Here is a 17334-nt window from a genome sequence, read left to right on the forward strand (position 1 = left end):
GACCGAGAGAGACCATGAACCGACCCCTGATATTCAAATTACTGGCCATTGCTTCCCTGACCTTGCTGATCCTGATTCCGCTTGGCCTGATCCGCGACACCGTGCAGGACCGGCTGCGCTATCGCCTGGAAGCGGTGGCGTCGATTGCCGCCAGTTATGCCGGCAACCAGACCGTCACCGGGCCAATCCTGGTGGTGCCATACAAAATCAAGATCGACGAACTGACCGGCCAGGATGGCAATGGAAAAAAAACCTACAGCAGCCGGATCGAGGACCGGGAATATCTGTTTTTCCCGAAAGATCTGCAGATGCAAGGCAAGCTGCTGCCGACTGAACGCTATCGCGGCTTGCACAAAGTGCTCGTGTATGAGTTGCAAGGCCATTTCGGCGGCCGCATCGACTATCAGTTGCCATCGGCAGAACAACTGGTTTCCGACAAGATAACCTTGCTGCCGCCCTACCTGGCAATCGGCATCAGCGATGTGCGCGGCCTGATCGGTTCACCGTCAATCAAAACCGGGACGCAGCAGCTGGTGCTAGAACAAGGCGCCGGCAGTTTCGGCAAAGGCATGCATGCCGCCTTGCCGCCAACCAGCCTGGCCGGAAGCGGCGGCCTGGATTTTTCACTCGACCTCGCCCTGGCCGGCACCGAAAGCCTGGCCGTCACGCCGATCGGCGACAACAACCGCATCGAGCTGACATCCAGCTGGCCGCATCCGCAGTTCGGCGGCAGCTTTTTACCGCGCGTCCGCAATATCACCGAAAACGGCTTCCACGCTGTCTGGGAAGTATCATCGCTGGCCTCCAATGCGCAACGCGAGCTGCGCAACAGCAAAGACGGCAAAGCGGCAATAGAAAGCCTGCAGATCCAGCTGGCGGAGCCAGTGAATATTTATTCCCAGGCGGATCGCGCGACCAAATACGGCCTGCTGTTCGTTCTGCTGACCTTTGTCGGTTTCTTCATTTTCGAAACGATCAAGCAACTGCCGATCCATCCGATCCAGTACTTGCTGGTCGGCTTGGGACTGGCGATATTCTTCCTGCTGCTGGTCAGCCTGTCCGAGCACATCGCCTTCTGGATCGCCTACCTGGTCGCCAGCGCTGCCTGTATCGGCCTGCTGGGGTTTTACCTGTCACAGGTCCTGCGCAGCTTGCGCCGCGGCCTCGGTTTCGGCGCCATGCTGACGCTGCTGTACGGCACGCTGTATGGCCTGCTGATTTCGGAAGACAATGCACTGCTGCTGGGCAGCCTGATGCTGTTCGTGATCCTGGCGATCATCATGATCGTGACCCGCAAGATCGACTGGTATCAGACATCAGCGTTGAAAATCGCGCAAGGCAATTAAGTGGCTAAGTAGCGCCCGGGCCTGGTCAATCTGATTCGATCAGGCCCTCAGCGCAACATCGGCAACCGGCGCCGCGGTCATAGCCACCAGCTGCTGCGGCGTCAGGTTGAATACCGCATGCGGATGCCCCGCCGCCGCCCAGACGCTGTTCAATTCCAGCAAGTCCTCATCGATCAGCATCACCGTCTTGCCGACATGGCCGATAGGGCAAACGCCGCCGATGGCGTAGCCGATGCGCTCCTTGACGAAGCGTGCATCCGCCTTGCCAAGCGGACCGACCAGCGCCGCCACCTTGGCTTCATCGACGCGGTTGCTGCCGCTGGCGACCACCATCACGGCGGCATCATCGAGCAAACGCCGGAACACGATCGACTTGGCGATCTCGGCGACGCTGCAGCCCAGTCCCGCAGCCGCCTCGGCTGAAGTCTTGCCGGTTTCGGGCAGCATCACGACCTGCTTGTCGTGTCCCATGGCCGCCAGCAGGTCGGCCACGCGTTGGGCGCTGTCGGGGAGTGTATTCATTCGAATTTCATTTCATTTCATTGACAATTTTCAGACTCAAATGCGACAGCCGCAAGCAGTTTACTTGGCGGCGTCGAAATATTGAGCATGGAGTTTATCGTAGCTGCCGTCAGCCTTGATCGCAGCCAGGCCTTGGTTGATTTTTCCCAGCAACGCCGCGTCGCCCTTCTTCACCGCAATACCAAAAAACTCTTTCGGGAAATTATCGTCAGTCACCATCCGGATGCCCTTGCCCTGGTTATTGGCCAGGTAATGCACCACCGCACCCTTGTCGGCGATGACGGCGCTGACGCCGCCGGTTTCCAGTTCTTTCAAGGCCAGCGGGCTGGATTCGAAGCGCTTGATGCTGGCATTGTTGTCGCCCGCCAGTTTCTGCATGATTTCATCGCCGGTCGAACCTTGCAGGACGCCGACCGTCAGCGGCTTGAGATCGGGAATCTTCTGGATTTTCGAATCGAGCGGCACGACGATGACCTGGCCCGCTTCAAAATACGGATCCGAAAAATCGACGGTCAGCTTGCGCTTCTCGGTGATCGTCAGGCCTGACATGATGATGTCGCGGTCGCCATTCGCCAGCGCGCTGAAAATGCCGTCGAACGGGGTATTGACGAATTTGACTTTCATGCCTTCTTTTGCCGCGATCGCTTTCATCACATCGATATCGAAGCCTACCAACTCCTTGTTCTCATTCTCGGATTCGAAAGGCGCGTAGGTAGCGCCGGTGCCGACCACGTACTCTTTCAGCTCCGCGTTGGCTGCCGGCTTGTCTTCATGCTTGCCGCATGCGCTTAGTCCGCTCAGGGCCAATACGGCGAGCATCAGGGAGGCGGTCTTGATTACGGTGCGTTTCATATAACTTCCATTTCCTGTTGATGAGCTGACGATATTTCTTAAGCGATGCGTTTTGCCGCAATGGCATTACCGGCCCGGCTGACCGCCTTGCGGCCCAGGTGCGCCGAAATGAACTGGCCGGCGTCGACCACTGCATCGAGATCGATGCCGGTCTCGATGCCGAGACCCTGCATCAGGTACAGCACGTCTTCCGACGACACATTGCCGGTCGCGCCCTTGGCGTACGGGCAGCCGCCCAGGCCGGCGACCGACGAGTGATAGATCGAAATGCCGACTTCCAGGCTGGCGTAGATATTCGCCAGCGCCTGGCCGTAGGTGTCGTGGAAATGGCCGGACAGGCGCTCGATCGGGAATTCCTGCACCAGCCTTTGCATCACGGCGTGGACCTTGTTCGGGGTGGCGACGCCGATGGTGTCGGCGATATCGATTTCGTCGCAGCCGAGGTCGCGCAGGCGATGCAGCACGTCGACCACCGAAGCTATGCCGACTTCGCCCTGGTACGGACAACCGAAGGCGCAGCTGATGCTGCCGCGCAGTCGCTTGCCTTCCTGCTTGGCGACTTGCGCGACTTCGCGGAAGCGTTCTATCGATTCGGCGATCGAGCAGTTGATGTTCTTTTGCGAAAACGCTTCCGACGCCGCGCCAAAGATCACCATCTCGTCGGCCCCGGCCGCAAGCGCGGCTTCCAGGCCTTTCATGTTCGGCACCAGGGCCGAATAGACGACGCCCGGCTTGCGCTGGATGGCGGCCATTACTTCGCTCGATGTCGCCATCTGCGGCACCCATTTCGGCGAGACGAAGGAAGCGGCCTCGATATTGACGAAGCCGGCCTTGGTGAGCTGGTCGACCAGCGCAATCTTGACGTCGGCCGGAATCGTTTCTTTCTCGTTTTGCAGGCCGTCGCGCGGGCCGACTTCAACGATTTTTACCTTGCTGGGGAATGTCATGTCATCACCTCTCAATAACCTTTGCTGCGGTCGACTACGCCGTTCACGCTGTCGCCCTGTTCCAGCGCATGGATCTTGTCGCGGATCTGCAGGATGGTGTCCTGGTGCAGCGACAATGCTGAGACATGCGGCGTGATGCTGATGCGCGGTTCTTGCCAGAACGGATGGTCCGGCGCCAGCGGTTCATGTTCGAACACGTCCAACGTCGCCCCCGCGATCTGCCCTTCCCGCACCGCCGCCAGCAGGTCGCCTTCGACCACGTGGCCGCCACGGGCGACGTTGACCAGGTATGCGCCGTCCTCGCCCTTTTGCAGTTTCTGCAGATTCTGGCGATTGACTATGCCGCGCGTGGATTCAGTCAGGGGCAAGATGCATACCAACACCCGCGAAGCGCGCAAGAAGGTGTCGAGCCCTTCGTCGCCGGCGTAGCAGGACACGCCTGGAAAATCTTTCGGGCTGCGGCTCCAGCCGTTCAGCGGGAAGCCGAAATGCGCCAGCGATTCGGCGATGCGCGAACCGAGCACGCCGAGGCCGAGGATACCGATGCTGAAATCGCGTTTGTCGGGGGCCGGCAGCTGCTTCCATTCGCCGCGTGCGGCTTGCTCGCGGTATTTGTCGAAGCGGCGGAAATAGCCCAGGACTGCATGCGTTACGTATTCGGCCATCTGGATCGCCATGCCGCCGTCGTCGATGCGGATCAGCGGCACGCTGGCGGGGATGGCGTCGCCTAGCTGCAGGATGGCGTCTACGCCGGCGCCGAGGTTGAAGATGGCTTTCAGGTCGCTGCGGCCGCGCAGCATGGCTGCGGGCGGGCGCCATACCAGGGCGTAGTCGGCTGGGGCGTTGTCGCCTTCTTGCCAGAAGCGGATATCGGCTTTGGGCAGGGCTGTGCTGAAGTCGGCCATCCAGCTTTCCAGGCCGCTGCCGGGGGGGACGTAGAACAGGAGTTTCACTATTTGTTCCTCAGACTATCTTAGTTCTTGCGTAAAACGAATGCGACGGTTTGTACTCCGTGGGCCGTTAATTAGGGTCAGAGTAATTTACGACGATGAACCTGTCGTAAAAAAACTCTGACCCTAATTAACTAGTCAAGCTGCCTTGAAGACCAGCAGCTGGGCGGATTCGCTTACCTGGTCGCCTACTGCGTACAGCAATTCCTCTACCAAGCCATCGGTCGGGGCGGCGATTGTGTGTTCCATTTTCATCGCTTCCATGATCAGCAATGGTGCGCCTTTTTTAACTTGTTCGCCTTGCGTTACCAGCAGCGCGACGATCTTGCCCGGCATCGGCGCTGTCAGGCGGCCGCCTTCGGCTTCGCTGTCGCCGGCATGCAACAGCGGGTCGACGTAAGCCAGCGTGTAGTGGCTGCCGGCGTAGAACACGTGGAACTGTTCGCCTTCGCGCACCACGGTGCCGGCTACGGTCCTGTCGCCGAGGCTGATTTCGATGGCGTTGCCGTCTTGCTGCAACACGGTCATCTGCCTGAAAGTCTGTGCCTCGAACTGTTCATGGCGCAGCAGCCAGCGCCCCGCTTCGTAGGTGACGTCGAGCGGACTGGCTTGGCCGTCGTCGACAAACGCCAGCCGGCGTTGCAGGCTGCCGTTGAGGCGCCAGCCGTCGGTGCTGGTCCATGGGTCGCTGTCGGCGTTGTTGGCGGCGTTGCGCTCCGACAGCAGCAGCGATGCCGCCGCCAGAGCCAGCACCTCAATCGCCACCGGGACCGCGGCGGGGAACAGGGTATCGTGATGCCGTTCGATCAGGCCGGTATCCAGGTCTGCTTCCGAAAAGGCTTTGCCGGCAATCAGGCGCTGCAGGAACTTGACGTTGCTGGCGAGGCCGACGATCTGGTATTGCGCCAGCGCAGCCGACATCGCGGCCAATGCCTGCTGGCGGTCCTGGCCCCAGACGATCAGCTTGGCGATCATCGGGTCGTAGAACGGTGAAATGGCGTCGCCCTGGCGCACGCCGGAATCGATGCGCACTATGCTCGCGCTGGATTTGCTGACTTCGAATTCAGTTGCCGCAGGCGTGTGCAGATGACGCAGAGTACCTATCGACGGCAGGAAACCTTTGTCCGGGTTTTCGGCGTAGATCCGCGCTTCCAGCGCATGGCCGCTAAGTTGCAGTTGCTCCTGCTTGAGCGGCAATGGTTCGCCTGACGCTACCCGCAACTGCCATTCGACCAGGTCGAGGCCGGTAATCATTTCCGTCACCGGGTGCTCCACTTGCAGGCGGGTGTTCATTTCCATGAAATAGAAAGATCCGTCCTGGTTGGCGATGAACTCCACCGTGCCGGCGCCGACATAGCCTACCGCCTTGGCGGCCGCTACTGCAGCTTCACCCATGGCGCGCCGGCGTTCCGGCGTCATGCCCGGCGCCGGCGCTTCCTCCAGCACTTTCTGGTGGCGCCGCTGCACCGAGCAATCGCGTTCGAACAGGTAGACGCAATCGCCCTGGGTATCGGCAAACACCTGGATCTCGATATGACGCGGACGGGTCAGGTAGCGCTCGACCAACACCTTGTCGTCGCCGAAGCTGTTGATGGCTTCGCGTTTGCAGGAAGCCAGCGCAGCCTTGAAATCGGCGCTTTGCTCGACGATGCGCATGCCCTTGCCGCCGCCGCCGGCGCTGGCTTTGAGCAACACCGGATAGGTGATCTTGTCGGCCTGCTGCTGCAGGAAATCGGCGTCCTGGGTTTCGCCGTGATAACCCGGCACCAGCGGCACCTGGGCTGTTTCCATCAATTCCTTGGCGGCCGACTTCGAACCCATCGCCGAAATTGCGCTGGCCGGCGGGCCGATGAATACCAGCCCGGCCTTGGCGCAAGCCTGGGCAAACTGCGCATTCTCGGACAGGAAACCGTAGCCCGGATGGATGGCCTGGGCGCCGCTAGCCAAGGCTACCTCGATGATCTTGTCGGCGCGCAGATAACTTTCCTTGGCCGCGGCCGGTCCGATCAGAACCGCCTCGTCGCATACCGCGACGTGCTTGGCGCCGGCATCGGCATCCGAATACACGGCCACGGTCTTGATGCCCATGCGGCGCGCGGTGGCTGCCACGCGGCAGGCGATCTCGCCGCGATTGGCAATCAGTATCTTGGTAAACATGCGGTCTCCCCCTGTTGGTTTTATTGTGGCTGGGTGTTGTTGTCGGCAGTGACTTCGCAACGCGCATCGAATGCCGATGAACGCGAGTGCATGCCGAGTTTTTCCAGCAAGGCGCGGTCTTCTTCCACTTCTGGATTGCCGGTCGTGAGCAGCTTGTCGCCGTAGAAAATCGAGTTGGCGCCGGCCAGGAAACACAGCGACTGGATCGCCTCGCCCATCTGCCGGCGGCCGGCGGACAGACGCACGCGCGCCTTCGGCATGGTGATGCGGGCCACTGCCACGGTGCGCACGAATTCGAACAGGTCGATCGGGTCGATGCCGTGCAGCGGCGTGCCTTCGACCTGCACCAGGTTATTCACCGGCACCGATTCCGGATACGGCTCCAGGTTCGCCAGCTGCGCCACCAGGCCGGCGCGCTGCAGGCGCGATTCGCCCATGCCGACGATGCCGCCGCAGCAGACCTTGATGCCGGCGCCGCGCACGCTGTCGAGCGTATCGAGGCGATTCTGGTAATCGCGGGTAGTGATGATGTCGCCGTAGATTTCCGGCGCGGTATCGAGATTGTGATTGTAGTAGTCGAGGCCGGCGCCCTTCAGGCGTTCAGCCTGGCCTTCGCCCAGCATGCCCAGCGTGGCGCAGGTTTCCAGGCCGAGCGCCTTGACTTCGCGCACCATTTCTTCGACCTTTTCCAGGTCGCGGTCTTTCGGCTCGCGCCATGCCGCGCCCATGCAGAAGCGGGTCGCGCCGTGCGCCTTGGCTTGCCGCGCGGCTTCCAGCACGGTGTCCAGCGGCAGGATCTTTTGCGCGGTGACGCCGGTGTCGTAGCGCGCTGCCTGCGGGCAGTAGCCGCAATCTTCCGGGCAGCCGCCGGTCTTGATCGACAGCAGGGTCGCCAGTTCGACTTCGTTAGGGTCGAAGTTTTCGCGGTGGATTTGCTGCGCCTTGAACATCAGTTCGTTGAACGGCAGATTGAACAAGTCCAGCACGGTTTGCACCGGCCATTTGGCGTCGGCTGGCAGGACCATAGGTTTCTGTGTGATTGAATTCGCTGGCTGGAATGTAATTGGTTGCGATGACATGATCTGACTTCCTTTGTGTTGAGGGAATACGGTTAAATAAGGTTGGCGACGGATGGCTTGGGCCAATCCGGCAAACGTGAAAAATCCAGATGGCTGGCCGCGGCCTCGACCAGCGCCCTGGCCGGCAGCTCGTCCATGCGCGGCACATGGCCTAGAAATGGTGCGTCGATGCGGCTTTTGAGCGCCGCGATATTGGCGTCGGCGTTGAGCATGGCGGCGTCGACGGTATTGGCGACCCAGCCGGCCAGGCGCAAGCCGCGGGCGGCAATCGCCTCTGCCGTCAATAGCGCGTGGCTGATGCAGCCCAGCCGCAAACCCACCACCAGCACCACCGGCAAGCCGAGCTGCTGCGCCAGGTCGGCGGTATCGTGGGTATCGTTGAGCGGCACCCGGAAGCCGCCGACGCCTTCGACCACCACCGCATCGGCCAGCGCTGCGATCTGCTGGTAACAGGAGAGGATATGCGCCAGTTCTATGCTCCGCTGTTCCTGCTCTGCGGCGATATGCGGCGCGGTCGCCTGGCGCAGCAGGAACGGTGTGGTCATCTCCTGCGGCAGCGTCACGCTGGCTTCCGCCGCCAGGACATCGGCATCGTCGTTGTGCCAGGCGCCGTTGCGCAGTTCGGCGCCGGCGGCAACCGGTTTCATGCCGGCGCTGCGCACGCCGGTTTTTGTCAGCCCATGCAGCAGAGCGCCGGCGATCAGCGTCTTGCCGATTTCAGTGTCGGTGCCGGCGATGAACCAGGCGGCCTTTTGCGTATTGGCGATCATGTCAGTCATGGCCGATCACGCTTTCGAAAACGGCGGCGGTGCGGGTTGCCAGCAGATCGATTTCCTGGTCGTCCAGGATATACGGCGGCATCAGGTACACCGTCTTGCCTATCGGCCGCAGCAGCAATTCATGCTCTACCGCGCTGGCGAAAAAGCGGCGCGAGAAAGTCGCGGCCAGGGCCTTGTTGTCGATCACCGCGTCAAAAGCCCAGATCATGCCGCGCTGGCGAAAATGGCGCACTTGCGGATGCTGCGCCAACGGTTCCAGTGCTGCCGTGATGCGTTGGGCGCGCTCGCGGTTGACGTTGATTACATCGTCTTCTTCGAAAATCGCCAGCGTCGCCAGCGCAGCGCGGCAGGCCAGCGGATTGCCGGTGTAGGAATGCGAATGGAGGAAACCGCGCGCCAGGTCGTTGTCGTAGAAGGCACGGTAAATCTCGTCGCGCGTCATCACCAGCGACAGCGGCAGGTAACCGCCGCTGATGCCTTTCGACAGGCACAGAAAATCCGGCCAGACCGGTTCCTGTCCAGGAGCGGCAGCCTGTTCGGAGGCAAAAAAAGTGCCGGTGCGGCCGCAGCCGACGGCAATCTCGTCAAAGATCAGATGGACTTTGTAACGGTCGCACAATGCGCGCAGCTCACGCAGGTAAACCGGATCGTGCATCGCCATGCCGGTGGCGCATTGCACCAGCGGTTCGATGATGATGGCGGCGATATGGCTGGAGCGCTGCTGTAGCAGTTTTTCCAGCGTGGCGGCGGCACGCAGGGCGACGTCGGCGGCGCTTTCGCCGTCACGCGCGCCGCGTGCATCAGGCGATGCCACCACATGCGCCTGCCGCAGCAAGGGGCCATAAGCGTCGCGGAAAAGAGGCACGTCGGTAACCGCCAGCGCGCCTATGGTTTCGCCGTGATAACTGCCTTTCAGGCAAACGAATTCCTGCTTGTCGGTATAGCCGGCATTGCGCCAGGCGTGGAAACTCATCTTCAGAGCGATCTCTACCGCCGAGGCGCCGTCCGACGCGTAGAAACAGTGGCCCAGCACGTTGCCGGTGCGCGCCGCCAGCTGTTCCGACAGCTGCACTACCGGTTCATGCGTGAAACCGGCCAGCATCGCATGTTCCAATTGGTCGAGCTGGTCCTTCAGTGCGGCATTGATGCGCGGGTTGGCGTGGCCGAACAGGTTGACCCACCAGGAACTGATGCCGTCCAGGTAGCGTTTGCCGTCGGTATCGTACAGCCAGGCGCCGCGGCCGCGGCTGACCGCGATCAGCGGCACCGATTCGTGGTGCTGCATCTGGGTGCACGGATGCCAGACGCTGTCCAGGCTGCGCTGGACCAGGCCCGGCCGTGCCGCAGATATTGCCGCCTTGCCTGCTATCTTATTTGTTGCATTATTCAACTATGCTCCTCGCTATGCGTCGCGAATCCGCGTCTGCATGATTTTCGGCCAGCGCATGCAGAGCGCTGACCAATTGATCCACTTGTTCGATGCTGTGCGCCGCCGACAGCGATATGCGCAGGCGCGCCGTGCCCTTCGGCACGGTCGGCGGCCGGATCGCCGGCACCCAGATGCCCTGCTCGCGCAAGCCCGCCATCAGGTCCAGCGCCAGCTGGTTGTCTTCGACGATCAACGCCTGCACCGGCGTCTCGGATGGCAGCAAAGGCCATGGCAAGCTGGCCAGTCCGCTGCGCAAGCGGGCAATCAATGTGCGCAGATGCTGCTGGCGCCAGTCTTCTTCCTGCATCAGCCTGACCGCCGCCAGCAAGGCGCTCGCCAGCATGGGCGGGCTGGCGGTAGTAAATACATAGGTGCGCGCGCACTGCAGCAGCCATTCGATCAGCAGCGCATCACCGGCGACAAAAGCGCCGGCTACGCCCGCGGCCTTGCCCAGGGTTCCCATGTACAGGATGCGCTGCGACTGCAAACCGAAATGCGCCAGGCTGCCGCGTCCTTGCGGACCCAGCACGCCAAAACCGTGGGCATCGTCGACCAGCAGCCAGGCATCGTATTTTTCACACAGGGCCAGCAATTCCGGCAAGGGCGCGATATCGCCATCCATGCTGAACACCGCATCGGTGACGACCAGCTTGCGCGGGTGCTCGCTCTTGGCCAGCAACTGCTCCAGCCGCGCCACGTCGGCATGCGGATAGACGCGGAACTGCGCGCCCGACAAACGCGCGCCGTCTATCAGGCAAGCGTGGTTGAGCCGGTCCGAGAAGACGATATCTCCAGGGCCGACCAGCGCCGGGATGGTGCCCATGTTGGCCATGTAGCCGGTCGAAAAATGCAGCGCGCGCGGCAGGCCGGTGAATGCCGCCAGCGCCAGTTCCAGTTCTTCGACCACGCTGGTGTGGCCACTGATCAGGGCCGACGCGCTGGCGCCGACGCCGTATTGGTCGAGCCCGGCCTGCGCCGCGGCGCGCAATGCCGGATGGTTTGCGAGGCCGAGATAATCGTTGCTGCAAAAAGCCAGGTATTGCCGGCCCTCGACGTCCAGCAACGGCCCTTGCGGCCCGTCGACGATACGCCGCTTGCGCAACAGCTTCTGCTCTTGCAGCGCTGCCAGCTGGTCGCGGATTTCCGTTAGCAGTTCAGGCATACAGCACTTCCGCTGGTTCTAAGTGCGCAGCCGCCGCCGGCCGCGCGAATTGCAGCGGCAGCCGGTTCAGGCTGCGGTACACCGCATTGCCGCCCCAGGACTGGGCGGCGCCGGCCAGCCGCAGCTGCGGCAAACGCTGCATCACGCTGCGCATGGCGATTTCCGCTTCCAGGTAGGTCAGCGTAGCGCCGATGCAGACATGCGGGCCGTACCCGAAGGACAGATGGGCGCCCTGGTTGCGCTGGATGTCGAGCCGGTCCGGATCGGTGAATTTGGCCGGATCGCGGTTGGCTGCGCCGATCAGCGGGATCACCAGGTCGCCTTTTTTCATCCGCTGGCCATGCATCTCGACATCGACCTTGAGGCGGCGTCCGGTGTATTGCACCGGGCTGTCGAAACGCAGCAATTCCTTCAGGGCCGACGGCAGCAGCGCCGGCGTGTCCTGCAAGGCCTGCCATTGTTCTGGATGCTGCAGCAGCGCCAGCATGCCGTTGCCCAGCAGGTTGCGCGTGGTTTCATGGCCGGCGAACAGCAGCGTGCAGCATTGCGCCAGCAGTTCCTTGGTGGTGATGATGCCGCCGCTGGCTTCGGCGCGTATCAGCTGGCTCATCAGGTCGTCGCCAAGTGCCGCGCGGCGCTGCGGCAGCAATTGCCGGAAATATTCGTTCATGGCGACCAGGCTGACCTGGGCCGCGCGGGCGATCTCCAGCGTCGGCGTCGGGCTGCCGATGAACGCCGCGATGTCGTCGGACCAGGCCACGAATTCGCTGCGGTCTGCGGCGGCGATGCCGAGCATGCCGGCAATCACCAGCGCCGGCAGGGGACGGGCGAAATCGCGCATAAAGTCGAATTCGGTAAATTGCCCAGGCGCGGCTTCGGCGGCCTTGGCCAGCACCTGGTCCAGCAGGCGGTCGACGATCTCCTGGATCTGCGGTCCCAGCTCCTGCAATGCCGACGGCTTGAAGCCTGCATTCATGACTTGGCGCAGGCGCGTATGCTGCGGCGCGTCCACGAACAGCAGCGAACGCGAAAAAATGCGCTTGAACTCACGCAGCTCGGTCAATGCTTGCGGACCGCTGCTGTTGGCCCAGCCGCCGGCGCGGCGCACCGAGAAACGCGGATCGCGCAGCACGCTGGCGACATCGGCGTGGCCGGTCAGCAGCCAGGCGCCGCCGCAGAACTCCGGGCTCCAGTGCAGCGCGCCCGCGGCACGCAGGGCGTGGTAGGCGGGGTACGGGTTGTTCAAAAAATCTTCGTTAATCATTTAATATCTTTTTCCTGCGCTTACTTTGGCAAAATCGTTCAGCAAGGACGTGATTGTATGTGATCGCGCCGCAATCACTGCAGCCAGGACGGTTTGCGCTTCTCCAGGAAGGCGCGCACACCCTCGCGCCCCTCGGCGGAAGCGCGGATTTTGGCGATTTCTTCCACGGTGTCGGCGATCAGTACTGCCGTCAGCGGCTGGCCCGCAACCGCGCGCACCAGGCGCTTGGCCTCGGTGACGGCGTTAGGGCTGGCCGCCAGCAAGGCCTTGAGCAGCACAGCCACGCTTTCATCCAGTTGCTCCGCTGCCGCCACTTCATGCACCAGGCCCAGTTTCTGGCCGGTTGCGGCAGAAAACCGTTCGGCGGTAATGAAATAGCGGCGCGCGGCCGACTCGCCGATCGCCTTGATGACGTAGGGCGAGATGGTCGCCGGGATCAGCCCGATTTTTACTTCCGACAGGCAGAACTGCGCCGTATCCACCGCCGCCACGATATCGCAGGCAGCCACCAGGCCCAGTCCACCGGCGTAACAGTCGCCCTGCACCTTGGCGATCACCGGCTTGGGACATTGGTAAATGGTGCGCAGCATGGTCGCCAGCAGCGCGGCATCGGCGCGGTTCTGTTCCGGCGTGTAGTCGGCCATCGCCTTCATCCAGTTCAAATCGCCGCCGGCGCAGAACGCCGCGCCATTGGCGGCCAGCACGATCGCCCTCACTTCGGTGCTGCTGCCCAATTCGGCAAACGCGTGGGTGATTTCGGCGATCATGGTTTCGTTGAAGGCATTGCGCACGTCGGGCCGGTTGAGGACGATGGTCGCTACCCGGGGTGCATGCTGTATTGTCAAAGTTTGATAAGTCACTTGTTCATCTCCGCTTGCCGCATTGCGACGGTCCAGTAAATGAGATCGAGTTCCGGGCAAGCACGCCCCATCCCGGTCAAAGCCGCGGTAAGTTGACCGCGGTGGTGAGTCCCATGATTGAATACATGCCCTAGAGTTGGCGCAAATGGCGCCACGGCCGGTGCGCCGGAGGCTCTGTTGTAATGCAGGTCGCGATCAAAATTTTGCGGCGGATGGTCCGTCAGCCATTTTTCCCAACGACCGACCGCCTCCCGCAAAGCCGCAGCCAGTGCATCGCGCCCGCTTTCCAGTTCGATGTCCAGCGCCATCTTCAACGAGACGCCGTCGGCAAGACGCGCGTACCAATGACGTTCGCCTACCAGCATATGGTTGAGCGTGCCGTGCACGGAGCCAAAATACAATCCGCGATCCTGACGATATTCAGCCTCGCTGATGGCCTCGATATGGGCCAGCAATTGGTCGGTAGCCCAGACATGATAGCGGGCCAGCGTTACAAAATATTGTTGCATCATTTGGTCAATGGCTCCGCAGGAAATCCGTTCCGTCCCAAGAACTCAGCCACCAGCGGCTGCCAGATGTTCAGGCCGGATACAAACAGCATGTGGCCATTCTTGGCGAACGGCGGCAGCAGCTTGAATTCCGCCTGGCCGCCGGCCTTGTTGAATGCCGCATACCAGGCCTGGCTGTACTGCGGACCGAAATACAGGTCGTTTTCGGTATATATCCACAGCATCGGCACCTTGGCGGTCTTGCCGAATTGCGCATACATGCTTTCCAGCTTGGCGCCCTGGCAAGGCACGCCGGGATGCGTCTCTGGATCGCCGCCGGAGCCGCCGGCAAAATTGATCGCCGCCACCAGGCCCTGGGGCATCTTGGCGGCGGTGGCGGTAGTGGTGTAACCGCCCACCGACTGGCCGACCAGCAGCACCCGCTCGGGATTGACGTAAGGTTGCTGCTTGGCATACGCGAGCACCGCCAGCACTTCATTGCTGGCAGCCTCCGCCATCGGTGCGTAATCTTTGTCACGGCAGCCGCCGCTGTCCTCTGGATCGGGCTCGACGCCGGTATCGCCGTAACCCAGCCGGGTCGGCACAAACACGGCAAAACCGCGCTCGGTGAAGAAGCGCGCCTGCTGGGTGTAGCGGAAACGTCCGGGCGTGGTGCGATCGCTGCCGCGGCCGTGATTGATGATAACAATAGGAAACGGACCTGGACCCGTGGGTTTGAACCGGGTCACGATCACCTCGCCGGTATAACTCCGTCCATACAGGTTCTTGACCGTTACCGGCAGTCTGGTCACCGTTTCATCGATGTCCGTCGCCAACGGCATAGGCTGCGCTACGGCCTGGCTGAACCAGACGCATAAACACAGGCATGCGCAACTCAGGATATGAGACGCTGTTCGCTTGCCACCTGACGATATAAATCTGTCCATGAGATTTTTCAGTCAATACTGAGTTTCATTCCCCGATCAGCACTCGGGTAGCAGGCCGGTTCGATTGCTGCGCCGGGTTGGCGACAGCGCCGGCCTGGTACACGACGGTGCCGTCGACTGCGTACAACTGGCAATTCCTGGCGCCACGGTTATAGCAATTCTGCAATGCCCGCACTGCAGGGTCTTTTGGCAATGCCTGGTCAGGCGGACTACCCCAGGCTTGCCCCCAATGGCCGTCTTCCGCCACTACAAAGGCTCTGGGTGTGGTCCTGGTCAACCATAACTGGTAGGCTTCCCGGCCTTGCTGGTCCAGGAATGGCACGTGCCGGACATCACTGATATCGGCAAAACCGGAGGCCGGAGGCAACAGCCGCTGCACGGCAACCGCGACATTGCCGTCGACGCGATCGATCTTGCCCAGTTTTACCTTGAAGTCCACCACCGACCGTGTCATGCCTGCATGGCACTCGTATTGGGTAGGGCTGTCCATGATATTAAGATGATCATAAAAGCTGACGACGCCGACCAGCGCATTGGCACCTCTGCTGCGCGCTTGCCGCGTCAGGTCGAGCAAGGCATTTTGCGCGGCCATCCGGCAAACCGTTTCATCGGTGGTCGATATCCCCCGGTAATTGGGCCTGGCTTCTCCCCGGACGACAATTTCCTCCGACAACAAGGCGACGCCTTCCGGCACCGCTGATCCGAAGACGATCGACATGTCGGCCCCGAGCGCCTGCTGCATCGCCTTCTGTGCAAAGACGTCGCTGACCGGCAACAGCATTTTCGTATTACGGGCTTGTGCAACACCTTGCCAGCACATGCCAGTAAACACGCAGGCCAGCGCTACTGCGAGATAGCGTGTCTTAGAAGATTTGATCATTATTGTTCTCTTATCCCTGTTGAAAATTAAATTACATCCGGAACACGCCGAACTTGGTTTCCGCGATCGGCGCATTCAGGGCCGCGCTCAAACCCAGTCCCAGCACCTTGCGGGTATCGGCCGGATCGATCACGCCGTCGTCCCACAGACGGGCGGAAGCGTAATACGGGTGGCCCTGGTGCTCGTACTGGTCGCGGATCGGTTTCTTGAAAGCTTCCTCCTCCTCCGCGCTCCAGCTGCCGCCCTTGCCTTCGATGCCGTCGCGCTTGACGGTGGCCAGCACGCCGGCTGCCTGCTCGCCGCCCATCACCGAGATGCGCGCATTCGGCCACATCCACAGGAAGCGCGGCGAATAGGCGCGGCCGCACATGCCGTAGTTGCCGGCGCCAAAGCTGCCGCCGATGATGACCGTCAGCTTGGGCACCGCGGTGGTCGCCACCGCGGTCACCATCTTGGCGCCGTTACGGGCAATGCCTTCGTTTTCGTAGCGGCGGCCGACCATGAAGCCGGTGATGTTCTGCAGGAACACCAGCGGGATCTTGCGCTGCGAGCACAGTTCGATGAAATGCGTGCCCTTCAAGGCCGCTTCCGAAAACAGGATGCCGTTGTTGGCGACGATACCGACCGGCATGCCGTAGATATGGGCGAAACCGCAGATCAGCGTGGTGCCGTAGCGCGCCTTGAATTCGTCGAATTCGCTGCCGTCGACGATGCGCGCGATCACTTCACGCACATCGAAGGGCTTGCGGGTATCGAGCGGGATCACGCCGTACAGTTCCTGCGCCGGATACTTGGGTTCGGCCACCGGGCGCAGCAGCGGCCCTTGCGGTTTCTGGCGGTTCAGGTTGGAGACGATGGTGCGCGCCAGCGACAGCGCATGCATGTCGTTCTGCGCCAGGTGATCGGCCACGCCGGACAGGCGAGTATGGACATCGCCGCCGCCCAGGTCTTCGGCGCTCACCACTTCTCCCGTCGCGGCTTTCACCAGCGGCGGCCCGGCCAGGAAAATCGTGCCCTGGTTCTTGACGATGATCGACTCGTCGCTCATCGCCGGCACGTAGGCGCCGCCGGCGGTGCACGAACCCATCACCACGGCGATCTGCGGAATGCCCTTGGCCGACAGGTTGGCCTGGTTGTAGAAGATGCGGCCGAAATGGTCGCGGTCCGGAAACACTTCGTCCTGGTTGGGCAGGTTGGCGCCGCCGCTGTCGACCAGATAGATGCAAGGCAGGTTGTTCTGCTCGGCGATTTCCTGCGCCCGCAAATGCTTTTTGACGCTAAGCGGATAGTAGGTGCCGCCCTTGACGGTGGCGTCATTGCAGACCACCACGCATTCCTGGCCGGCGATGCGGCCGATGCCGGTAATCACGCCGGCGGCGGGCGCGGCGTCGCTGCCATCCTTGTCCTTGTAGACGTGATAGGCAGCCAGCTGGGAAAATTCCATGAACGGCGTGCCGGGATCGAGCAGCATCTGCACCCGTTCGCGCGGCAGCAGCTTGCCGCGCGCCACGTGCTTGTTGCGCGCGGCCTCGCCGCCGCCTTCGGCGATCTGCGCGACTTTCTGGCGCAGGTCGTCGACCAGCAGGTTAAGCGCGTTGGCGTTTTGCTGGAATTCTTCGCTGCGTGGATTCAGCTTGCTTTCTAACTGGGGCATTGCGATGTCCTTTGTCTC

The 17334-nt window shown here is 61.8% G+C and carries 16 protein-coding genes; 1 reads left to right on the plus strand and 15 read right to left on the minus strand.

What is annotated here, in order from left to right; all coding sequences use genetic code 11:
- Nucleotides 1-14 precede the first annotated feature (14 nt).
- Entirely contained in the window at nt 15-1346 is a 1332-nt protein-coding gene (gene creD, locus CFU_RS22090) for a cell envelope integrity protein CreD (protein WP_041742707.1), read from the plus strand.
- A 39-nt stretch (nt 1347-1385) separates the two neighbouring features.
- On the opposite strand, the gene CFU_RS22095 is transcribed toward creD, so the two are convergent.
- The 15 genes from CFU_RS22095 to CFU_RS22165 form a co-directional block, all read right to left on the minus strand.
- On the minus strand, nt 1386-1868 hold the full coding sequence (locus CFU_RS22095; RefSeq protein WP_014008220.1) for a YbaK/EbsC family protein: 483 nt from the start codon (nt 1866-1868) through the stop codon (nt 1386-1388).
- 60 nt (nt 1869-1928) lie between these two features.
- Nucleotides 1929-2720: a basic amino acid ABC transporter substrate-binding protein gene (locus CFU_RS22100; protein WP_014008221.1), complete on the minus strand. Its 792-nt coding sequence runs from the start codon at nt 2718-2720 to the stop codon at nt 1929-1931.
- A gap of 38 nt (nt 2721-2758) precedes the next feature.
- A complete protein-coding gene (locus CFU_RS22105) occupies nt 2759-3667 on the minus strand; it encodes a hydroxymethylglutaryl-CoA lyase (RefSeq protein WP_041742708.1) in 909 nt (302 codons plus the stop codon).
- A gap of 11 nt (nt 3668-3678) precedes the next feature.
- The gene (locus tag CFU_RS22110) at nt 3679-4620 is read right to left on the minus strand and encodes a 2-hydroxyacid dehydrogenase (RefSeq protein ID WP_014008223.1); all 942 of its coding nucleotides are present in this window, start codon (nt 4618-4620) and stop codon (nt 3679-3681) included.
- Between the two features lie 135 nt (nt 4621-4755).
- Complete coding sequence (locus CFU_RS22115) at nt 4756-6774, minus strand: acetyl/propionyl/methylcrotonyl-CoA carboxylase subunit alpha (RefSeq protein ID WP_041742710.1); 2019 nt, start codon at nt 6772-6774, stop codon at nt 4756-4758.
- 20 nt (nt 6775-6794) lie between these two features.
- On the minus strand, nt 6795-7853 hold the full coding sequence (gene bioB, locus CFU_RS22120) for a biotin synthase BioB (RefSeq protein WP_041742712.1): 1059 nt from the start codon (nt 7851-7853) through the stop codon (nt 6795-6797).
- 32 nt (nt 7854-7885) lie between these two features.
- Nucleotides 7886-8632: a dethiobiotin synthase gene (gene bioD, locus CFU_RS22125; protein ID WP_014008226.1), complete on the minus strand. Its 747-nt coding sequence runs from the start codon at nt 8630-8632 to the stop codon at nt 7886-7888.
- Complete coding sequence (gene bioA / locus CFU_RS22130) at nt 8625-9983, minus strand: adenosylmethionine--8-amino-7-oxononanoate transaminase (RefSeq protein WP_041743785.1); 1359 nt, start codon at nt 9981-9983, stop codon at nt 8625-8627. The genes bioD and bioA overlap by 8 nt, the downstream gene beginning before the upstream one ends.
- Nucleotides 9984-10014: 31 nt before the next feature.
- On the minus strand, nt 10015-11223 hold the full coding sequence (gene bioF, locus CFU_RS22135; protein ID WP_014008228.1) for an 8-amino-7-oxononanoate synthase: 1209 nt from the start codon (nt 11221-11223) through the stop codon (nt 10015-10017).
- The gene (locus CFU_RS22140; protein WP_014008229.1) at nt 11216-12487 is read right to left on the minus strand and encodes a cytochrome P450; all 1272 of its coding nucleotides are present in this window, start codon (nt 12485-12487) and stop codon (nt 11216-11218) included. The genes bioF and CFU_RS22140 overlap by 8 nt, the downstream gene beginning before the upstream one ends.
- 74 nt (nt 12488-12561) lie before the next feature.
- Nucleotides 12562-13347, minus strand: coding sequence for an enoyl-CoA hydratase/isomerase family protein (locus CFU_RS22145; protein ID WP_014008230.1), 786 nt, complete (start codon nt 13345-13347; stop codon nt 12562-12564).
- A complete protein-coding gene (locus CFU_RS22150; protein WP_014008231.1) occupies nt 13344-13859 on the minus strand; it encodes a DinB family protein in 516 nt (171 codons plus the stop codon). The genes CFU_RS22145 and CFU_RS22150 overlap by 4 nt, the downstream gene beginning before the upstream one ends.
- On the minus strand, nt 13856-14677 hold the full coding sequence (locus CFU_RS22155; RefSeq protein WP_238531362.1) for an alpha/beta hydrolase family protein: 822 nt from the start codon (nt 14675-14677) through the stop codon (nt 13856-13858). The genes CFU_RS22150 and CFU_RS22155 overlap by 4 nt, the downstream gene beginning before the upstream one ends.
- A gap of 130 nt (nt 14678-14807) precedes the next feature.
- Nucleotides 14808-15662, minus strand: a complete 855-nt coding sequence (locus CFU_RS22160; protein ID WP_148264910.1) for a hypothetical protein — start codon at nt 15660-15662, stop codon at nt 14808-14810.
- A gap of 31 nt (nt 15663-15693) precedes the next feature.
- Nucleotides 15694-17316, minus strand: a complete 1623-nt coding sequence (locus CFU_RS22165; RefSeq protein ID WP_014008234.1) for a carboxyl transferase domain-containing protein — start codon at nt 17314-17316, stop codon at nt 15694-15696.
- Between the last annotated feature and the right edge of the window lie 18 nt (nt 17317-17334).

The organism is Collimonas fungivorans Ter331, assembly GCF_000221045.1.
GTDB lineage: Bacteria > Pseudomonadota > Gammaproteobacteria > Burkholderiales > Burkholderiaceae_D > Collimonas > Collimonas fungivorans_A.